This window comes from Caulobacter sp. Root1455 (assembly GCF_001426905.1).
Lineage (GTDB): Bacteria > Pseudomonadota > Alphaproteobacteria > Caulobacterales > Caulobacteraceae > Caulobacter.
Window position 1 is genome coordinate 203136 of the sequence record NZ_LMFQ01000020.1, and the last position, 17841, is coordinate 220976.

Genomic DNA, 17841 nt, shown 5'->3' on the forward strand with positions numbered 1-17841 from the left:
TTCTTCTTTCAACGCTCCCAGAGACTCCAGGAGTCCTCCATGAAGAAGCTTCTTTCCTGCGCGGCCGCCGCCGTCGCCCTCTCGGGCCTCGCCGCCGCCCCCGCCCACGCCGCCCGCGACTATGTCTGGGCCGCCGGTTCCTCGACCGTGTTCCCGTTCGCCACCCGCACCGCCGAAAACTTCGCCAAGAAGTCCGGCAAGAAGGCCCCGAAGGTTGAAAGCCTCGGCACCGGCGGCGGCATCAAGCTGTTCTGCTCGGGCACGGGCGAAGGCTTCCCCGACATCGCCAACGCCTCGCGTCCGATGAAGAAGTCGGAATTCGACGCCTGCGCCGCCAAGGGCGTCAAGGACATCGTCGCCATCAAGATCGGCTTCGACGGCATCGTCGTGGCCACCGACAAGGACGGCGCTGACTACAACTTCAAGCGCGAACACCTGTATCTGGGCCTGTCCAAGCAGGTCCTGAAGGGCGGCCAGTTCGTGGCCAACCCTTACAAGACCTGGGACGAGGTCGGTTCGGGCCTGCCGGGCAACCGCATCAACGTCTACGGCCCGCCGCCCACCTCGGGCACCCGCGACGCCTTCGTGGAACTGGCCATCGAGGAAGGCGCCCGCAAGTTCCCGACCGCCGACGCCATCCGTTCGGACAACGAAAAGAAGTTCAAGTCGCTGGTCGATCCGCTGCGTAACGACGGCTGGATCGACGCCGGCGAGAACGATAACGCCATTGTCGGCACCCTGACCAAGACCCCCGGCTCGCTGGGCGTTTTCGGCTGGTCCTACCTCGAAGAGAACATGGACAAGATCAAGGGCGCCTCGATCAACGGCGTGAAGCCCTCGGCCCAGACGATCGCCGACGGCTCCTACCCGCTGTCGCGCTCGCTGTTCATCTACGTCAAGAAGGCCAATATCGGCGTGACGCCGGGCCTGGCCGAGTTCGTCTCCGAGTTCACCTCGGACGCGGCGAGCGGTCGTGGCGGCTACCTGCAAGGCCGCGGCCTGATCCCGCTGCCCCCCGGCCAGCACGACGCTCAGAAGCAAATCGCCGCCAACAAGACGGCGATGGCGCGTCCGGCTCAGTAAGCCGAACACCGCTTCGACAAGACGACGCCGCGGTCCCTGGTGGGCCGCGGCGTTTTCTTTTGTATAGTGGCCCAACCGCGCCCGCTGGGCCGCGCCAACCCTGAAGGGCCATGATCCTCCTCGCGCTCGTCGTCGTCTTGCTCCTCGTTCTGTTGAACGGGGTGTTCTCCATGTCCGAACTGGCGGTGGTCTCGGCCCGCCGCGCCCGGCTCCAGACCTATGCCGACAAGGGCGACAAGGGCGCCAAGCTGGCCCTGGCCATGGCCGAGCACCCGACGCGGTTCCTGTCGGCGGTGCAGGTGGGCATCACCCTGATCGGCATCCTGGCCGGCGCCTACGGCCAGGCGACGCTCGCCGCCGCCCTGGACGTCTGGCTCAAGGACAAGCCGGTGCTGGGCGCCCATTCCGAGGCGATCGCCACCATCGTCGTCGTCATCGGCCTGACCTATGTCTCGGTGATCCTGGGCGAGCTGGTGCCCAAGCGCCTGGCCCTGCTGTTCCCCGACGCCATCGCCCGCCGCATGGCCCCGTTCCTGGCGGTGGTCGCCGTGGTCCTGCGCCCGTTCGTGACGCTGCTGACGGTCTCGACCGCCACCATTCTCAAGCTGATGGGCATCCGCGACGAGCGGACCAACGACATCACCGCCGAGGAGGTCGAGATCGTCCTGGCCGAGGGGGCCGACGCCGGCCTGATCGAGCCGGAGGAGCGCTCGATGATCCAGGAGGTGCTGCGCCTGGGCGACCGCCCCGTGCGGGTGGCCATGACCCCGCGCCGCGACCTGTTCTGGATTTCGCTGACCGACAACCAGGAGGAAATCCTCCAGGAAATCCGCGACTGTCCCTATTCGCGCATCGTGGTGGCCAGCGAGGGCGACCTGGACGGCGACATCGGGGTGATCCTCAAGAAGGACCTGCTGGACGCCTGCCTGGGCGGCGAGGTCATCGACATCAAGAGCCACGTCCAGCAGCCGATCGCCATTCCGGAGACCATGTCGCTGCTCAGGGCCATGGCGGTGTTCAAGCAGACGCCGCTGCACATGGCCCTGGTGGTCGACGAGTTCGGCTCGATCCAGGGGGCGATCACCCCGCTGGACCTGCTGGAAATGATCGCCGGCGACTTCCCCGAGGACCACGACGAGAGCGACAGCCGTATCCTCCGCCGCGAGGACGGCACCTGGCTGGTCGACGCCCGCCTGGACATCCAGGAGCTGAACGACGCCCTGGGCGAGAACTTCGAGGCCGAGGGCGGCTACCACACCGTGGCCGGCCTGGTCCTCGACCGCCTGGGCCGCATCCCCCGCGAAGGCGAGATCGTCGAGCTGGGCGGGTTTGACGCGGAGGTCGTCGACATGGACGGCTCGCGGATCGACAAGCTGATCTTGCGGTGCGTACGGAAAGATTAGGGGGTGGCGGCTGACGATCTCGAAAGCGCATCACGCGAGCCGACGATGGAGGAGATCGAACGGGCTTGGCGCCGTCCGCGATCGGACATCAAGCCGACTGGATGGCGGCGTCAGTACTACGCGATAAATGCGTACTGTGCGCTCGTGTTTTCCTACGTATGGCGGGGTGTAGGCGTCGTCATCATCGTGGGGAACAGTTGGACGAGCTTGCGGGATCCAGCGCTTCGGAGGGAGTGGATGCCTCTCTGGATGAGCGCTTTGGTGCTCGCCGCGGTATTGGTGATCGGCCACTTTATTGGCCGTCTGGCTTCATGGGGAATTTTGCGAATTACCGGTCGTGCACCGTGGTCGGGCAATAGTTAGATAGCCCCATCCGCCCCGGATGGGGCCACGCCTTAAAGCCTTGGTGGATCGGAGCTCTGGCGTCTGGCCGTGTCAAGGACCGCCCCTGGCGGCCGCGTCGCGGCGGCGCGACGCGCCGTCCTTGACACGGCCAGACGCCAGAGCAGGCTCGCCATCAAGGTTTCAAGGCGCGGCCTCGCCGCTGCGGGCGGGTTCGTCACTCCCATACCCGCCGTCATTCCCGCCCTTGTGGCGGGAACCCCTGGTTCAGCTGATGGTGAAGCGCCTTGGCGCGCTGGCGCGCCACACCTCCGCCCTTGCGGTGGAGAGAGGGGTTCCCGCCACAAGGGCGGGAATGACGCCTGAAAGGTGGGGAGGCTCCGGGAAAGCCCCTACGTCCGCCATCTCAGCGTCGTCTCCTCCACCGGATTGCTGAACGCCCGCCGTTCCCGCCGGCTGGCGTTCCATTCGCGCTTGAGCTGATGGTACCAGCGGCCCTGCTGGTCGGCGTCGCCCACCCACATCAGGGCCGGATTGTCCCGCAGGCCCCGGGTCTGGGCCTCGACGATCCTGCCGTCCTGGCGCAGGAAGGCGCGGGCCGCCATGCGGATCACCGGATAGAGCAGGCTGAAGGCCGGGTGGTCGGACCAGATGATCTGGTTCATCCGGGTCTTGCCGGGGTTGATCGGGGTCATGGCCGACAGGGCCAGCACTTGCCGGTCGCCGACCTTCACATGCTCCCAGCGCAGCCCCGGCAGGCGGAAGGTGATCTCGGTCAGCGGCTCGCCGCCGAGGATGGCGTAGGCCTTGGAGTTCTTGCTGGGCTCGTGCCGCACCATGGTGAAGCCCGCCTCGGACGGCGCGAAGGCCTTGCGCTTCTCGTGCTGGCTGGCGCTGGTGCGCCACCACCACTGCTGGTGCACATAGGGGCCGTGGGCCGGGTCGATCAGGCCCAGCACCGCGTGGTCGATATGGATGTCGTAGTCCAGATGGTCGACCAGCTTGGGCTTGCCGCCGACCACGCCGGGGATCGTCGGCGGCGGCTCGGGCGGAACGCCGTCGAAGCGCGGGTCGGCCGACATCCAGATCCACACCAGGCCCTGGGCCTCGACCAGCGGATAGTTCCGTACACGGACTTTTGAAACGTCCAGCGGGTTGTCGGCGGTCAGGGACGGGATCTTGGCGCAGGCCCCGTCGGTGTGGAACCGCCAGCCGTGATAGGGGCATTCCACCGTTTCGTGGCCGTCGGCGTCGGCGCGGACCTTGCCGGCCGACAGCTTGGCGGCGCGGTGCGGGCAGACGTCGCGCAGGGCGTAGACGGCCCCGGCCCTGGTGCGGCCGATCAGGACCGGCTCGCCAAGATATTCGCGGCTTTCCATCTTGCCCGGCTTCAGCTCGAGCGACAGGGCCGCCACGTACCAGGCGTCCATGACGAAGCCTTCGCCGAATTTCACGGCTTTCGGCGCCGGCCGCGAGGCCAGCAGTTGCGCGTCGTCAGCCATGTAAGTCGTCCGACTTTACAGCCTGTTCGCGCAAAATCCGTCCCCGCCCGAAGGCGGCCCCCGGATCAGGATTTCGCGACAAGCTGCTCCCCGGGGCTCACTAGGCCTCATTGTGAAGCTGCCGTCCAGCAAACGCCCGCCTGCGTTGCGTGAAGAGTTTGTGGCGCCTGAAAAACCTATCGCGCCGCCGTCTCCACCAGCCGCTGATAGAACCGCACCATGCGCTCGACATTGGCCACCGAGATGTGCTCGTCGGTGCCGTGGATCATCTTGGTGGCGTCGACCGACAGCAGCAGGGGCTGGAAGCGGTAGATGTCGTCGGCGATCGGTCCCATGTAGCGGCTGTCGCTGGCGGCGGTCATCAGGGCCGGGGCGACGGGCGCGCGGCTCTCGTCGCCGGCCAGGGCGGCCAGGGTCTTCCAGCCGTCCGAGGTGGTCGAGGAGACCTTGCTGGGCTCGTCCGGCGTCTTCACCCAGGCCAGCTTGACCGGCAGGTCGCCGACCGCGTCCTTGGCCCGGGCCATCACGTCGGCCGAGGTGTCGCCGGGGGCGATGCGGTAGTTGATCCAGGCCTCGGCGTCCTGCGGCAGGACGTTTTCCTTGGGCGAGCCCTTCAGCATTGTCGGGGCGATGGTGGTGTGCAGCATGGCCGCGCCCGCCGGGGTCTTGGCGGTCTGGCTGATCAGCAGCGGCGAGAACAGCCAGGTGTTGGCCGCCGCCATCCTGATGGTCGTCGAGCTGTGCGGGGCCAGGCTCTTCAGCATGTCGGCGCCGGGGCCGGAGAACTTCATCGGGAACGGGTGGTCGGCGATGGCCAGCACGGCCTTGGCCAGGGTGGTCACCCCGGTCTGGGCCGGAGGGGCCGAGGAGTGGCCGCCGACCGCCGGGGCGGTGACGGTCAGGGTGGCGTAGCCCTTCTCGGCCGTGGCGATCAGGGCGACCTTGCCCTTCGTCACCGGATGGTCCTCGACCACCACCATGCCCTCGTCGAGCACGAACTGGGCCTTGACGCCGCGCGCCTTCAGCAGGGCCGCCGCGGCCCGCGCGCCGCCGCCGCGAACCTCCTCGTCATGGCCGCTGACCAGGATCACCGTGCGCCGGGGAACAAAGCCGGCCTTGGCCAGCCCGTCCAGGGCCTCGAACAGGGTGACCAGGCTGCCCTTGTCGTCGATCGAACCGCGACCCCAGACCGCGCCGTCGGCGATCACGCCGTCGAACGGCGGATGGGTCCACGCGCCCTCGCTGCCCGGCGTCACCGGCACGACATCCTGGTGGGCCATCAGCACGATCGGGGCCAGGGACGGGTCGGTTCCTTTCCAGGTGTAGACCAGGGCGTGGCCGGCCACGACCTCGCGGGTCATCGCCCGGTGGGCGTCGGGATAGGTCGCCTGCAGCCAGGCGTGCAGCTTGTCCCATTCGGCCGGCTGGTCCTCGGCCGGGTCCTGGTGGCTGACGGTCTGGAAGCGCACGGCCTCGCCCAGATGCCGGGCGGCCAGGTCGGCGTCGAAGGGACGGGCCGAGGCCAGGCGGATGCTGGAGGTGTCGACCGCCGCCGGCGCCTTGAACGTGGCCGTCCTCACCGCCACCACGGCCCCGACCGCCAGGACCAGGCCCAGGGCCGTCAACGCCGTCTTGCTCTTCCAGCCCATGGTTCACTCCCCCGAGACGTCTTAAGGCGAACGCTTGTTTGGCGGGACTGTGCGATGCGATCGCGGCCCTGCCAATCCCAAAAGCGGGAATGCGGCGCGGGCTCACTCCTCCGCGATGGAGCGGATGACCCTGGCCGGGTTTCCGCCGGCCAGCGTATTGGCGGGAACGTCCTTGGTGACGACCGAACCGGCCGCGACGACGGAATTCTCGCCCACCGTGACGCCGCCGATGATGGTGACCCCCGCCGCGATCCACACGTTCCGCTCGATGACGATGGGCCGCGCCAGGACGCCGTCACGCCGCCGCGACGGGGCGACGGGGTGTCCCTCGGTGATGAGGCTGACATTGGGGCCGATCAGGACGTCGTCGCCGAGGCTTATCGGCGCCAGGTCGTAGAACGTGCAGTTCTGGTTGATGAACACGTTGCGGCCGATGGCGATGTTCTTGCCGCAGGTCGTGTAGAACGGCGGCAGCAGGCGGAACTGGTCGTCCAGGTCCCGGCCGGTCAGCTCGCCCACCAGCCGCCGGATTTCGTCCGCGTCGTCGAAGGTCAGGCGGTTGAGGACCGGGGTGAGGCGCATCGCCCGTTGGACGTCGGCGACCATGGCGCGGGACTCGGCCGTGCGCCGGGCGATCCAGACCTCTCCGTCGTGCTTGGGCATGGCTGTCCTTCCATTGCCTTGTGACCCCGCCTCCCGCATAGCCTGACGCCTGCGATTCGACCTGGAGTTTGCGAGAGCGGCATGAGCGTCCTGGTGCTCGGAGGGACGGGTTTCATCGGCGGGCCGACGGTGGCGCGGCTGCTGGCCGACGGCGTCGAGACGGCGGTCGGGCATCACGGCGCGCGCACCGTTCCGGCTGGGGCGGCCTCGGTGGTGCTGGACCGCCGCGATCCCGCGGCCGTGCTCGCGGCGGTGAAGGACCTGGGCGCCGACACGGTGATCGACCTGATCGCCTACACCCAGGCCGACACCCTGCCGCTGCTCGACGCCCTGTCGGGCCGGATCGCCCGCTACGTGCTGGTCAGCTCGGTCGACGTCTACCGCAACTACGAGGGCCTGCACCGCAAGGGCCGGCCGACGCCGATCTGGGACCGGCTGACCGAGGACGCGCCCCTACGCGCCAGCCGCTTCCCCTACCGACTGGCCAAGCCGCGCGCCGCGAGCGACCCCCAGGCCTGGATGGACGACTACGACAAGATACCTCTTGAGGAGGCGGCTCGCGCCGCCGGTGGGCTCGAAACCACCATCCTGCGCCTGCCGATGGTGTTCGGACCCGGCGACCGCCAGCGGCGGTTCTCGTGGGCGATCCGGCCGATGGTCCAGGGCCGGCCGCGCTTCGTGATCCCCCACCCGTGGGCCAGCTGGCGGGCGACCTTCGGCTATGTCGACGACGTGGCCGCCGGCATCGCCCTGGCCGCCACGCACCCCCGGGCCGGCGGCGAGATCTACAACCTGGGCCGCTCCAACACCCCGACCAACCTGGCCTGGGCCGCCAGCTTCGCCGAGCACCTGAACTGGCCCGGCGACGTCCAGCTGGCCCACCCCGACGTGGCGCGCGGCGCCCTGGCCAAGGCGGTGTCGGGGCTCGACCTCAGCTACCCGCTGTTCGCCGACAACGCCAAGATCCGCCGCCGGCTGGGCTATTGCGAGGTCACCGATTTCGACGAGGCCCTGGCCCGGACGGTGGCGGACGAGATGAGGCGGTAGAAGGCGACACGCACGGTCGCCTATTGCCGCTCTTCGACGCATGCATCAGGCTCGGCCCATGCCCGCCCTCGCCACGCTCGCGACCTTGATCCTCCTCGCCGGTCCGGCCGGTCAGGCTCCAAAACCTCAGCCGGATCCACTGAAGGGGACGGTCGGCGTCTGCATTCGCTGGGGCGAAGATCCGGATCATGTCCAAGAGGCCGTCGTGGTGGTCAGTTCCGGCAACCCGATTCTGGATCAGGTGACCCCCGACACGGTGCGCAACATGGCTTGGCCCCGACCTACGGAAAGCAGCTACGCTGGCGGCTGGGTCGGCGTGAATCTGGCCGTCGCTGGCGACACCTCCGTGCGGCCGCTGCCCAGTTGCGCGTCGCTCAAACAGCCGAAGGCGGCCACTGAACCCACCGTCTAGAAGACGGTGGCCGTACGGCGTACCTTCCCATCAGAGGGGCGCTCATGACGACATCCAGGACTTGGCCCGTGTGGCTCGTCTGCCTGCTGGCGGCGATGATCGAGGGGTTCGACATCCAGTCGATGGGGGTGGCGGCGCCGCGCATGCTGCCGGCCCTGCACCTGACGCCGGGCCAGGCCGGGTGGGCGTTCAGCGCCAGCCTGATCGGGCTGATGGTCGGGGCCAGCTTCGGCGGGGTGATCGCCGACCGGGTCGGGCGGCGGCCCGTGCTGACCGCCTCGGTGGCGGCGTTCGGGGTGTTCTCGCTGCTTACGGCCCTGGCGACCGGCTTCGCGCCGCTGCTGGCCGTGCGGTTCCTGACCGGCCTGGGCCTGGGCGGCGCCATGCCGATGCTGATCGCCCTGGCCTCGGAGCAGGCCAGCCCGGCCCGCAAGGCGACCATGGTGGCCCTGATCGCCGGCGGCATGCCATTGGGCGGGGCGGTGGCCGGTCTGGTGGCCCGCACGCCGATGGCCCTGGACGACTGGCGGACCATCTTCCTGGTCGGCGGCCTGGTCCCCCTGGTCGTCGCGCCGCTGCTGTATCTGGTGCTGCCGGTCGGGCGGCCCGACCGCGCCGCCCACCAGAGCGGCGACGCGGCCCGCGCCCTGTTCGGAGCCGGGCGCTGGCCGGCCACGGCCTGCCTTTGGCTCAGCTACGCCCTGGTCGCCCTGACCCTGCACCTGCTGCTCAACTGGCTGCCGACCCTGCTGGTGGCGCGCGGCTTGCCGCCGGCTTCGGCTTTCCTGGTCTCGGCGCTGTTCAATCTGGGCGGGATGAGCGGCGGCCTGGCGTTCGGCCTGGTCGTCGACCGGTCGGGCGCGCGCTGGCCGCTGTTGGCCGGCTTCGCGGGGCTGGCCGTGGCGCTGGTGCTGCTGGCCGGCGCGAGCGGCGAGCCGGTGATCGCGGCCCTGGCCTTCGCCGCCGGCTTCCTGCTGATGGGCGGACAGTTCACGCTCTACGGCCTGACCCCGCCCTACTACCCGGCCACGGTGCGCTCCACCGGCGTGGGCGCGGCCGTGGCCGCCGGCCGCGTGGGCTCGATCCTCGGTCCCCTGGCCGCCGCCCAGCTGATCGGCGGCGGGGCCAGCGGCGCGGCGGTGGTCGGGGCCCTTGTCCCGGTGGTGATCGTGGCGGGCGCGGTGGCGGGACTGCTGACGGTGTTCCCAAAACCATCCTAGGCCTTCCCCCCCCTTGTGGGGAGGGACAGGCGCTATTGCCCCTCGCTGATCTCCACCACTTCCTCGAACGTCCGCAGGCCCGGCCGTTGCGCGCAGACCAGCACGGCCATGTTCCCTGGCAGATGCTGGTTGGCCAGCATCTTCTCGTGGGCGGCGGGGATGTCTTCCCAGGGGAAAACTTCCGACAGACAGGGGTCGACGCGGCGGTCGATGACCAGCTGGTTGGCGGCGCTGGCCTGCATCAGGTTGGCGAAGTGGCTGCCCTGGACGCGCTTCTGGCGCATCCACAGGAAGCGGGCGTCCATGGTCAGGTTGAAGCCGCTGGTGCCGGCGCAGATGGCGACCATGCCGCCGCGCTTGACCACGAACACCGAGACCGGGAAGGTCGCCTCGCCCGGGTGCTCGAACACCAGGTCGACGTCCTTGTTGCCGGTGACCTGCCAGATGGCTTTGCCGAACTTGCGGCTTTCCTTCATGTAGTCGTTGAACTCGGGGCCGTTGACCTTGGGCAACTGGCCCCAGCAGTTGAACTCCTTGCGGTTCAGCACCGCCTTGGCGCCCATGCTCTTCACATAGTCGATCTTGTCGTCGTCGCTGACCACGCCGATGGCGTTGGCCCCGACCACGGCGGCCAGCTGCACGGCGAACACGCCCAGACCGCCCGAGGCGCCCCAGACCAGCACGTTCTGGCCGGGCTTCAGCTCATGCGGCTTGTGGCCGAACAGCATGCGGTAGGCGGTGGCCAGGGTCAGGGTGTAGCAGGCGGCCTCTTCCCAGGTCAGGTGCTTGGGGCGCATCATCAGCTGGCGCGACTGCACCCGGCAGAACTGGGCGAAGCTGCCGTCCGGGGTCTCGTAGCCCCAGATCCGCTGGCTGGCCGAGAACATTGGGTCGCCGCCGTTGCACTCTTCGTCGTCGCCGTCGTCCTGATTGCAGTGGATGACGACCTCGTCGCCCAGCTTCCAGCGTTTGACCTTGGCGCCGACCTTCCAGACGATGCCCGAGGCGTCGGACCCGGCCACGTGATAGGGCTGCTTGTGGACGTCCAGCGTGCTGACCGGCTCGCCCAGGGCGGCCCAGACGCCGTTGTAGTTGACGCCGGCGGCCATCACGAGGACCAGAACCTCGTCCTCGCCGATCTCCCAGGTGGGCACGACCTCGACCTGCATGGCGACCGACGGCTTGCCGTGGCGCTCCTTGCGGATCGCCCAGGCGTACATGTTTTTCGGCACGTGGAAGGCCGGCGGGATCTCGCCGATCTCGTACAGGTCCTTCAACTCGGTCTTCTGCAGCGTGGCTGTGCTCATCTCACTCCCCGGGGTCTTCGGCGCTGCAACACAAACGCCGGATTGGCTCTCTGCGCTCCGTGGACCGTTCAGCGCGGGTCGAAACCCGGCGTCGATCCATCGTTTTGGGCTCCGCGGCGGAAATTCCGTCCCGAAGGCCGCCTAAGCTGTGACAAGTGTTTAACTCTGGCAAGGGGAAAGTTGTTGCATCGCAGCATGGTTGCGCGTGAAACGACCGGTGTCGCGACGGTGGCGCCCGCCGTGGCTCAGCTTTCCATTCCCGCCGTCATCGGCCACGTTCGCGCGATGAGCGCGATGATCCACGTCAGCCGTCCCACCGGCTCGATCCTGCTGCTGGAGCTGGACGCCCCGCCGGCCAACGCCCTGGGCCTGCCCCTGAGGGCCGAACTGGCGCGGATCCTCGACGAGATCGCCGGCGACAGCGACACGCGCGCGGTGGTGCTGACCGGCCGGGGCGGGGTGTTCTGCGCCGGCGACGACCTGCGCGAGGCGCACGGCCGGCCGGCCGACAAGGCCCTGGCGGCGGTGGAGAACTTCAACCAGCTGATGGACTGGATCGAGGCCCTGCGCGTGCCGACCATCGCCGCCATCGACGGCTGGTGCTTCGGCGGCGGACTGGAGCTGGCCCTGGCCTGCGACATCCGCCTGGCTAGCGACCGGGCGGTGTTCGCCGCCTCGGGGGTCAATATCGGGCTGATGGCCTCGGTCGTCCGCCTGCCCCGGCTGATCGGCGTGGCGCGGGCCAAGGCCCATCTGCTGACCGGCGCCCAGTTCGGCCCCGAGCGGGCCCTGGCCGACGGGATCGTCACGGCGGTCCACACGCCCGAGCGGCTCCTGCCGGAAGCCTTCCACCTGGCCGAATGGATCGCCTCGCGCGCGCCCCTGGCGGTGGAGGCCACCAAGCGGGTGGTCGACGGCCGGTCCCAGGTCGACAAGGAGCTGCCAGCCCTGGTGGCCAGCGCCGACCACCGCGAGGCGGTGGCGGCGTTCATGGCCAAGCGCACGACGCTGTTCAAGCGGGGGTAGGGCGGCCCCGCCGTATTTCCACCGGTCGGACCTCCGGATGTGATAGGGTCAATCCAAGGCGCTAGGACGCGCCGTCGACGAGTGCCGGTCCGCTTGGCGGGCCGTCTCGACGCACCCCGGAAAGGGGTCGCATGACCGTCAGTCGCCACGACCAGCGCCCTTCACGGACCTGATATCGCCTTCCACCGCGCGCGTTGCGCCGGGCCGCCTGGCCCGAGCGCCTGATCGCGCGCGTCCTCCCCCTGAAGGAACGCCCCTTGTCCAAAGGCAATCGCGAAGTCCGCAAGCCCAAGACCGCCAAGCCCAAGGTGATCGCCGCCGCCGCGCCGACCCTGCTGTCCCCGCTGTCCGTCAAGAAGAAATAGCCCCATGAAGACCTATCCCGGCACCCGGCCTTCGGGCCCCAAGGGCCTGAACGATCCCCGCTCGACCGGCGGCCAGCCCTCGCGGCCCCGGCCGATCGATCCCGACGCCCTGCGCGGCACCAAGACCTAAGAGCGCGCCATGAACGAGACCAAAGGCGCCAAGCTGGCCGATCGGCTGAAGACCGCCGCGCAGGCCAAGCAGGCGCTGCTCGCCAAGTTCAAGCCGAAGCCGGCGGTGGTCGACCCGCTGTTCGCCGAGCGTGGCGTCGAGGAAGCCGTCGAGCTGAAGGCCGTGCGCGCCGAACGCCAGGCGGTCAGGGCGGTCAAGAAGGAGGCGGCCACGGCGGCCGCCGCCGACGCGGCCGCCGTGGCCGGCCAGCGCGCCGAACGCAAACGCGCCAAGGTCCCGACCGAGGCCGAGGCCAAGGACAAGCGCGACGCCAAATACGCGGCCCGCAAGTCTCGCCGCTGATGGCCAAACGCGCGCCCGTTCCAGTCTCGCCGTTCGGGTCGCAGGACTACGAACTGCTGTGCGAGAACCTGGTCACCCTGCGCGAGGCCCACATCCGCTCGCGCGACGCCCGGCCGATGCGGGTGGGCGACGTCTGCACGCTCAGCCAGGACGGCGAAGTCTACGAGCTGGTGGTCACCGACTTCACCGACCGCGGCGGCGACGGCTGGAGCGTTCGCTGCCGGGTCATCGACATGCACCATCGATGACCGCCTCGGCTGGACGACGACGGCGGCGGGCCTCGGGCGAGGGGGGCAGGCGGATCACGAGCGGTCGCGGGACCGGAGGTCTCGTGCGTTGGCAAGGCGTCCCGCGCCGGGCCGGCGGCGCGCGGCTGGGCCTATGGGCCGCGGTGGGCGTGGCCGCCCTGCTGCTGACCCTGGCCTTGATCGCCACCGGCACCGGCGGCGGGCTGCACTGGGGAAACCTGCTGCTGCTGGTTCCGGCCGGGGTGCTGCTGGCGGTGTTCGGAGCGGGTCTGGTCGCCATGCTTCGGCGGGCCGCGGCCTGGCTGGCGGGCTAGCGGCTTCCGGATGGCTCGGCGAGCCTCCGCCGCACGTTCGGCGACACGCCCGAACCGCCATCGCGCCCGCCCGGACCATTGGCTCCGCGCGGACTCGCTCGTTGGGCGAATTGCACAGCTTATCGTCGATCATCGTCAGATTGTGGTTGCGGCGGTCATTTCCGATTTGCAACATGGGGTCGGTGGCTTCGGGGGTGTGTTTCAGTGCGTATCGACAGAGTGCGTCGACGAGCCGTTTTCCAGGCGGCGATCGTCTTCGCCGTATGGCGCCCGTTCCCGCCCGTGAGCTGTTCGGCGAACCTGATCGCGCGTCATGGGGGCTGACGGCGACCTCTCCATGGGCTCGGCCAGCGAGCCGCCGATGGGCGCGCCGGCGCTCATCTGCTTCGCCGCCATGCTGGGCTTTCTTGGCAAGCCGGCCGATCCGGATCACCTCCGTCACGACCTGGGGCTGGGCTCCGAAGAGGCCTCGGCCGACGATCTGCTGAGGCTGGCCAAGCGCCTGCAGGTGCGCGCCAAGGCGGTTCAGGCCGCGCCGGCCCTGCTGCATCGCCAGCCGCTGCCGGCCATGGCCCGCGTGACCGGGGGCTGGCTGATCGTCCTGCAGGCCGCCGCCGACCGGGTGCTGGTGTTCGACCCCGGCGAGCAGCGCCCGCGCGCCCTGACGATCGAGCAGTTCGCCGCCGTCCACACCGGCCAGCTGTTGCTGATGACCACCCGCGAGCATGTCGCCGGCGCGGCCCGCGCTTTCGACGTGACCTGGTTCATCCCGGCCCTGGTCAAGTACCGCCACCTGCTGCGCGACGTCCTCGTCGCCTCCCTGTTCCTGCAGGTCCTGGGCCTGATCACCCCGCTGTTCTTCCAGGTGGTGATCGACAAGGTGCTGGTCCACAAGGGACTGACCACGCTGGAGATCCTGGCCGTCGGCCTGCTGGTGGTGTCGCTGTTCGAGGTCGCCATGGGCGGCCTGCGCACCTACCTGTTCTCGCACACCACCAGCCGCGTCGACGCCGAGCTGGGCTCCAAGCTGTTCGCGCACCTGACCCAGCTGCCGATGGCCTATTTCCAGGCCCGCCGGGTGGGCGACTCCGTGGCCCGGGTGCGCGAGCTGGAGAATATCCGCGAGTTCCTGACCTCTTCGGCCCTGACCGCGGTGCTCGACCTGCTGTTCGCCGGGATCTTCCTGGCGGTGATGTGGCTCTATAGTCCCTGGCTGCTGCTGATCGTGCTGATCACCCTGCCGCTGTACGCCCTGGTGGTGCTGCTGGTCGGGCCGGCCTTGCGCCGCAAGCTCGACGAGAAGTTCGCCCGCGGGGCCGAGAACCAGTCGTTCCTGGTCGAGGCGGTGACGGGCGTCGAAACCCTCAAGGCCCTGGCCGTCGAGCCGCAGATGCAGGGGCGCTGGGAGCGCCAGCTGGCGGGCTACATCAAGGCCAGTTTCGACGCCCGGATGCTGGCTAACTGGGGCTCGCAGGCCATCCAGCTGATCAACAAGCTGGGCGGGGTGGCGCTGCTGTTCTTCGGGGCCCGCCTGGTGGTCGGCGACAAGCTGACGGTCGGCGAACTGGTGGCCTTCAACATGCTGGCCGGCCAGGTCGCCGGCCCCGTCCTGCGCCTGGCTCAGCTGGCCCAGGATTTCCAGCAGGCCCAGATCTCGGTGGCCCGGCTGGGCGACATCCTCAACAGCCCGACCGAACCGTCGTCCTCGCCATCGCGCTCGGCCCTGCCCGACATCGTCGGCCGCATCGCCCTGGAGAAGGTCGGCTTCCGCTACAAGATCGACGGCCCGGAAGTCCTGTCCGAGATCGACCTGGTGGTCGAGCCGGGCGAGGTGCTGGGCGTCGTGGGCCCGTCCGGCTCGGGCAAGTCGACCCTGACCAAGCTGATCCAGCGCCTGCACGTGCCCGAGCGCGGACGCGTGCTGGTCGACGGCGTCGACCTGGCCGTGGTCGATCCGGCCTGGCTGCGGCGCCAGGTCGGGGTGGTGCTGCAGGAGAACATCCTGTTCAACCGCACGGTCCGTGAGAACATCGCCCTGACCGATCCGGCCATGCCGATGGAGACCGTGGTCGCCGCCGCCAAGATGGCCGGAGCGCACGAGTTCATCCTGGAGCTGCCCGAGGCCTACGACACCCAGATCGACGAACGCGGCGGCAACCTGTCGGGCGGCCAGCGCCAGCGGCTGGCCATCGCCCGCGCCCTGGCCGGGCGGCCCAAGGTGCTGATCTTCGACGAGGCCACCTCGGCCCTCGACGCCGAGAGCGAAGAGATCATCCAGAACAATCTGAAGGCCATGACCGCCGGCCGCACGGTGATCATCATCGCCCACCGATTGTCGGCCGTCCGCCAGGCCGACCGGATCATCACCATCGAACGCGGCCGGATCACCGAGCAGGGCACGCACGCGACCCTGATGCGCCAGGGCGGCCGCTACGCCCAGCTCTACGCCAAGCAGATGGGAGTGCGGGCATGATCGCCACCGCCTTGCGCGACTTGGGGCGCGACTGGGGTCGCCACTGGGACGTTCTCGTCGAGAGCTGGCGCTTGCAGCGGGCGGCCGAGCGCGATCGCACGCCGCGCGACGAGACCGCCTTCCTGCCCGCCGCCCTGGAAGTGCTGGAGACCCCGCCCAACCCGCTGGGCCGCGCCGTTCTCTGGGCCATTCTGGGCTTCATCGTCCTGGCCCTGGCCTGGTCGATCCTCGGCAAGGTCGACATGGTCGCCGCCGCGCCGGGCAAGATCATCCCGCGCGGCAACGTCAAGCTGATCCAGGCCGCCGACTACGGCGTGGTGCGGGCCCTGCACGTGGTCGAGGGGCAGACGGTGCGGGCCGGCCAGCCCCTGGTCGATCTCGATCCCACCGCCACCGCGGCCGACGTCGCCCAGGCCCGCCAGGCCCTGCTCAGCGCCGACATCGACGCGGCCCGCGCCACCGCCCTGGTCGACTACGCCGGCGGTCGCGGCGCGGCGTTCCGCGCTCCCCAGGGCGCCGACCGCGCCTCGGTGGCCACCCAGCGCGCCTTCGTCGAGGCCAAGCGCCGCGAACAGGCCGCCACCCTGGCCGGGCTGAAGCAGGACCGCCTCCAGCGCCAGGGCGAGCTGGGCATGATCGAGAACGAGATCGTCAAGCTCAGCCAGCAGATCCCCCTGGCCGAGGAGCGGCTCAAGGGCATGCGCGAACTGGTCGTCAAGGGCTACGCGCCGCGCATGAAGGTCTCGGAGCTGGAGCAGCAGGTGGTCGGCATGCGCCAGGACCTGGCCATCCGCCGCGACGAGCGCCTGAAGGCCGAGGCCGCCGTGGCCGGGGTCGACCAGCAGATCGCCAAGGCTCAGGGCGAGTTCTCGCGCGAGGTGCTGGACGCCCTGACCGAAGCCCAGGCCAACCAGCGCCTGCGCGGCGAGGAGCTGTCCAAGGCCAGCGACAAGGCCGGGCTCACCGTCCTGACCGCCCCCATGGACGGCGTGATCCAGCAGATGCAGGTCCACACCCTGGGCGGCGTGGTCAAGCCGGCCGACCCCCTGATGGTGCTGGTGCCGCGCGGCGGCGAGCTGATCATCGAGGCCCGCGTCCAGAACCGCGACGCCGGCTTCGTCCACGAGGGCCAGCCCGTCGAGATCAAGCTCGAGGCCTATCCGTTCACCCGCTACGGCGTGGTCCACGGGGTGATCGAACATATCAGCCGCGACGCGGTCGAGGACGAGAAGGAGGGGCTTGTCTTTCCCGCGATGGTGAAGTTGACCCAGCCCTGGATACTCGTGGATGGGCGCCGGCTCGCCTTGGCGCCGGGCCTGTCGGCCACGGTCGAAATCAAGACAGGCGAGCGCCGGATCATCGGGTTCCTGCTGTCGCCCCTGGCGCGTCGGGTCAAGGAGGCGGGCAGGGAGCGGTAGGGGCGGGCTCCGCGCTGGCCCCCCGCGGCGCGGTTCGGGGGCGTCCCTGGAGGTTGAGAACGAGCACTTGTCCGTGAAGGTCGTCTTTGACGCCCACGCTTATGACCCTGCTGACTAAATTTTCCACGCTGCTGGACAGCCATAAGGGAGATCGACATGACCGTGATTTCGATCCCGACGCTCCCTGGCGCGGCCCTGCCCAATCTCCGGCGCCGCTGACGGCGTCGCCTGACATTCGAGGACGACAATGACGAGTTTTTCCTCCGCGGCTCAGCACGACGGCGCCCCGCGCACGGTCGCCGAAGCCATAGGCCAGATCGTCTGGCTGCTCAGCCAGTCGTCCCTCCACCGCGAGCTGAAGATCAAGGCTCTGGAATCGTCGTTCATGCCGGCCGTGGTCAGCGAACAGTTCCGGATCTTCCGGTTCGGACCGACGCCGGGCCTGAGCGACGCCGATCCGGCCTCGTTCGCCCAGTTCGGCCTGACGCGGGAGGGTCTCGAGGCCATGCCGCTGGGCGTGGCGATCTGGGCCAGCTTGTCGCAAGCCGCCGAGGCCAAGCTCGAGGCGGGCGAGCCCCTGGCGCCCGCCGACTGGACCTCTGGAGACCGGACCTGGCTCGTCGAGCTGATCTCGCCGTTCGCCACGCCCGAGAACAAGCTGACCCAGATCATGTTGCTCGACCTGATCAACGGCCCCTTCAAGGGACGGACCTTCCATCTTCACCGGACGGATCCGAACACCGGAAAGCGGGAAAAGGTCACCCTGGGCGAAGAGGAGCCGGTCTCTTCCGTGTGACGGCCACGGCGGCCAAGGCGGCCGATGCGCCGATGAGCCGAAGGTCCCAAAGGGCGCCTGGACGCGGCGCGGACATGGCTCTGCCTTCACCCTAAAGGTAC

The 17841-nt window shown here is 69.4% G+C and carries 17 protein-coding genes; 13 read left to right on the top strand and 4 right to left on the bottom strand.

The genetic code is table 11. From position 1 onward, the window contains the following. The first annotated feature begins 39 nt into the window (after positions 1–39). The gene (locus ASD21_RS10385; protein WP_056440333.1) at positions 40–1083 is read left to right on the top strand and encodes a substrate-binding domain-containing protein; all 1044 of its coding nucleotides are present in this window, start codon (positions 40–42) and stop codon (positions 1081–1083) included. Between the two features lie 110 nt (positions 1084–1193). Further along, the gene (locus ASD21_RS10390; protein ID WP_056440336.1) at positions 1194–2486 is read left to right on the top strand and encodes a hemolysin family protein; all 1293 of its coding nucleotides are present in this window, start codon (positions 1194–1196) and stop codon (positions 2484–2486) included. 734 nt (positions 2487–3220) lie between these two features. Here ASD21_RS10390 and ASD21_RS10395 read toward each other — a convergent pair. The 3 genes from ASD21_RS10395 to ASD21_RS10405 all read right to left on the bottom strand — a co-directional run bounded on the left by ASD21_RS10395 (position 3221) and on the right by ASD21_RS10405 (position 6642). Continuing rightward, a complete protein-coding gene (locus ASD21_RS10395; protein WP_056440338.1) occupies positions 3221–4330 on the bottom strand; it encodes an aromatic ring-hydroxylating oxygenase subunit alpha in 1110 nt (369 codons plus the stop codon). A gap of 176 nt (positions 4331–4506) precedes the next feature. Continuing rightward, on the bottom strand, positions 4507–5979 hold the full coding sequence (locus ASD21_RS10400) for a M20 family peptidase (RefSeq protein ID WP_056440340.1): 1473 nt from the start codon (positions 5977–5979) through the stop codon (positions 4507–4509). A 102-nt stretch (positions 5980–6081) separates the two neighbouring features. Continuing rightward, entirely contained in the window at positions 6082–6642 is a 561-nt protein-coding gene (locus tag ASD21_RS10405) for a sugar O-acetyltransferase (RefSeq protein ID WP_056440342.1), read from the bottom strand. An 81-nt stretch (positions 6643–6723) separates the two neighbouring features. On the opposite strand from ASD21_RS10405, the gene ASD21_RS10410 reads away from it, so the two are divergent. The 3 genes from ASD21_RS10410 (at position 6724) to ASD21_RS10420 (ending at position 9321) form a co-directional block, all read left to right on the top strand. Further along, complete coding sequence (locus ASD21_RS10410) at positions 6724–7689, top strand: NAD-dependent epimerase/dehydratase family protein (protein ID WP_056440348.1); 966 nt, start codon at positions 6724–6726, stop codon at positions 7687–7689. 58 nt (positions 7690–7747) lie between these two features. After that, a complete protein-coding gene (locus tag ASD21_RS10415; RefSeq protein ID WP_056440350.1) occupies positions 7748–8101 on the top strand; it encodes a hypothetical protein in 354 nt (117 codons plus the stop codon). A 68-nt stretch (positions 8102–8169) separates the two neighbouring features. Continuing rightward, complete coding sequence (locus ASD21_RS10420; protein ID WP_200941419.1) at positions 8170–9321, top strand: MFS transporter; 1152 nt, start codon at positions 8170–8172, stop codon at positions 9319–9321. Between the two features lie 32 nt (positions 9322–9353). On the opposite strand, the gene ccrA is transcribed toward ASD21_RS10420, so the two are convergent. After that, positions 9354–10628: a crotonyl-CoA carboxylase/reductase gene (gene ccrA, locus ASD21_RS10425; protein ID WP_056440354.1), complete on the bottom strand. Its 1275-nt coding sequence runs from the start codon at positions 10626–10628 to the stop codon at positions 9354–9356. Positions 10629–10922: 294 nt separating this feature from the next. Between ccrA and ASD21_RS10430 the strand changes: the two genes are divergently transcribed. The 8 genes from ASD21_RS10430 (at position 10923) to ASD21_RS10460 (ending at position 17740) form a co-directional block, all read left to right on the top strand. Next, positions 10923–11654 carry an enoyl-CoA hydratase/isomerase family protein gene (locus tag ASD21_RS10430; protein WP_056441140.1) on the top strand — a complete coding sequence of 244 codons (732 nt, stop codon included), beginning with the start codon at positions 10923–10925 and terminating at the stop codon, positions 11652–11654. Between the two features lie 369 nt (positions 11655–12023). After that, entirely contained in the window at positions 12024–12149 is a 126-nt protein-coding gene (locus ASD21_RS23905) for a hypothetical protein (protein ID WP_156390673.1), read from the top strand. 9 nt (positions 12150–12158) lie between these two features. Continuing rightward, positions 12159–12491, top strand: a complete 333-nt coding sequence (locus ASD21_RS10435) for a DUF6481 family protein (protein ID WP_056440355.1) — start codon at positions 12159–12161, stop codon at positions 12489–12491. After that, positions 12491–12739, top strand: a complete 249-nt coding sequence (locus ASD21_RS10440; RefSeq protein ID WP_056440356.1) for a hypothetical protein — start codon at positions 12491–12493, stop codon at positions 12737–12739. The genes ASD21_RS10435 and ASD21_RS10440 overlap by 1 nt, the downstream gene beginning before the upstream one ends. Before the next feature lie 83 nt (positions 12740–12822). After that, positions 12823–13053 (top strand): hypothetical protein, encoded by a 231-nt coding sequence (locus ASD21_RS10445; RefSeq protein ID WP_056440358.1) that lies wholly within the window; start codon positions 12823–12825, stop codon positions 13051–13053. A 313-nt stretch (positions 13054–13366) separates the two neighbouring features. Next, positions 13367–15526: a type I secretion system permease/ATPase gene (locus ASD21_RS10450; RefSeq protein ID WP_082554712.1), complete on the top strand. Its 2160-nt coding sequence runs from the start codon at positions 13367–13369 to the stop codon at positions 15524–15526. Beyond that, positions 15523–16944, top strand: coding sequence for an HlyD family type I secretion periplasmic adaptor subunit (locus tag ASD21_RS10455; protein WP_056440361.1), 1422 nt, complete (start codon positions 15523–15525; stop codon positions 16942–16944). Before ASD21_RS10450 ends, ASD21_RS10455 begins: the two co-directional genes overlap by 4 nt. Before the next feature lie 247 nt (positions 16945–17191). Continuing rightward, positions 17192–17740: a toxin-activating lysine-acyltransferase gene (locus ASD21_RS10460; RefSeq protein ID WP_056440363.1), complete on the top strand. Its 549-nt coding sequence runs from the start codon at positions 17192–17194 to the stop codon at positions 17738–17740. The last annotated feature ends 101 nt before the right edge of the window (positions 17741–17841 follow it).

Bases quoted from the DNA above. Each gene is read 5' to 3' on its own strand.
- ASD21_RS10410 (WP_056440348.1), top strand. From the start codon at position 6,724: ATGAGCGTCCTGGTGCTCGGAGGGACGGGTTTCATCGGCGGGCCGACG.
- ASD21_RS10450 (WP_082554712.1), top strand. From the start codon at position 13,367: ATGGGGGCTGACGGCGACCTCTCCATGGGCTCGGCCAGCGAGCCGCCG.
- ASD21_RS10435 (WP_056440355.1), top strand. From the start codon at position 12,159: ATGAACGAGACCAAAGGCGCCAAGCTGGCCGATCGGCTGAAGACCGCC.
- ASD21_RS10395 (WP_056440338.1), bottom strand. From the start codon at position 4,330: ATGGCTGACGACGCGCAACTGCTGGCCTCGCGGCCGGCGCCGAAAGCC.
- ASD21_RS10460 (WP_056440363.1), top strand. From the start codon at position 17,192: ATGACGAGTTTTTCCTCCGCGGCTCAGCACGACGGCGCCCCGCGCACG.
- ASD21_RS10430 (WP_056441140.1), top strand. From the start codon at position 10,923: ATGATCCACGTCAGCCGTCCCACCGGCTCGATCCTGCTGCTGGAGCTG.
- ASD21_RS10415 (WP_056440350.1), top strand. From the start codon at position 7,748: ATGCCCGCCCTCGCCACGCTCGCGACCTTGATCCTCCTCGCCGGTCCG.
- ASD21_RS10405 (WP_056440342.1), bottom strand. From the start codon at position 6,642: ATGCCCAAGCACGACGGAGAGGTCTGGATCGCCCGGCGCACGGCCGAG.
- ASD21_RS10390 (WP_056440336.1), top strand. From the start codon at position 1,194: ATGATCCTCCTCGCGCTCGTCGTCGTCTTGCTCCTCGTTCTGTTGAAC.
- ASD21_RS23905 (WP_156390673.1), top strand. From the start codon at position 12,024: ATGAAGACCTATCCCGGCACCCGGCCTTCGGGCCCCAAGGGCCTGAAC.
- ASD21_RS10400 (WP_056440340.1), bottom strand. From the start codon at position 5,979: ATGGGCTGGAAGAGCAAGACGGCGTTGACGGCCCTGGGCCTGGTCCTG.
- ASD21_RS10455 (WP_056440361.1), top strand. From the start codon at position 15,523: ATGATCGCCACCGCCTTGCGCGACTTGGGGCGCGACTGGGGTCGCCAC.
- ccrA (WP_056440354.1), bottom strand. From the start codon at position 10,628: ATGAGCACAGCCACGCTGCAGAAGACCGAGTTGAAGGACCTGTACGAG.
- ASD21_RS10440 (WP_056440356.1), top strand. From the start codon at position 12,491: ATGGCCAAACGCGCGCCCGTTCCAGTCTCGCCGTTCGGGTCGCAGGAC.
- ASD21_RS10385 (WP_056440333.1), top strand. From the start codon at position 40: ATGAAGAAGCTTCTTTCCTGCGCGGCCGCCGCCGTCGCCCTCTCGGGC.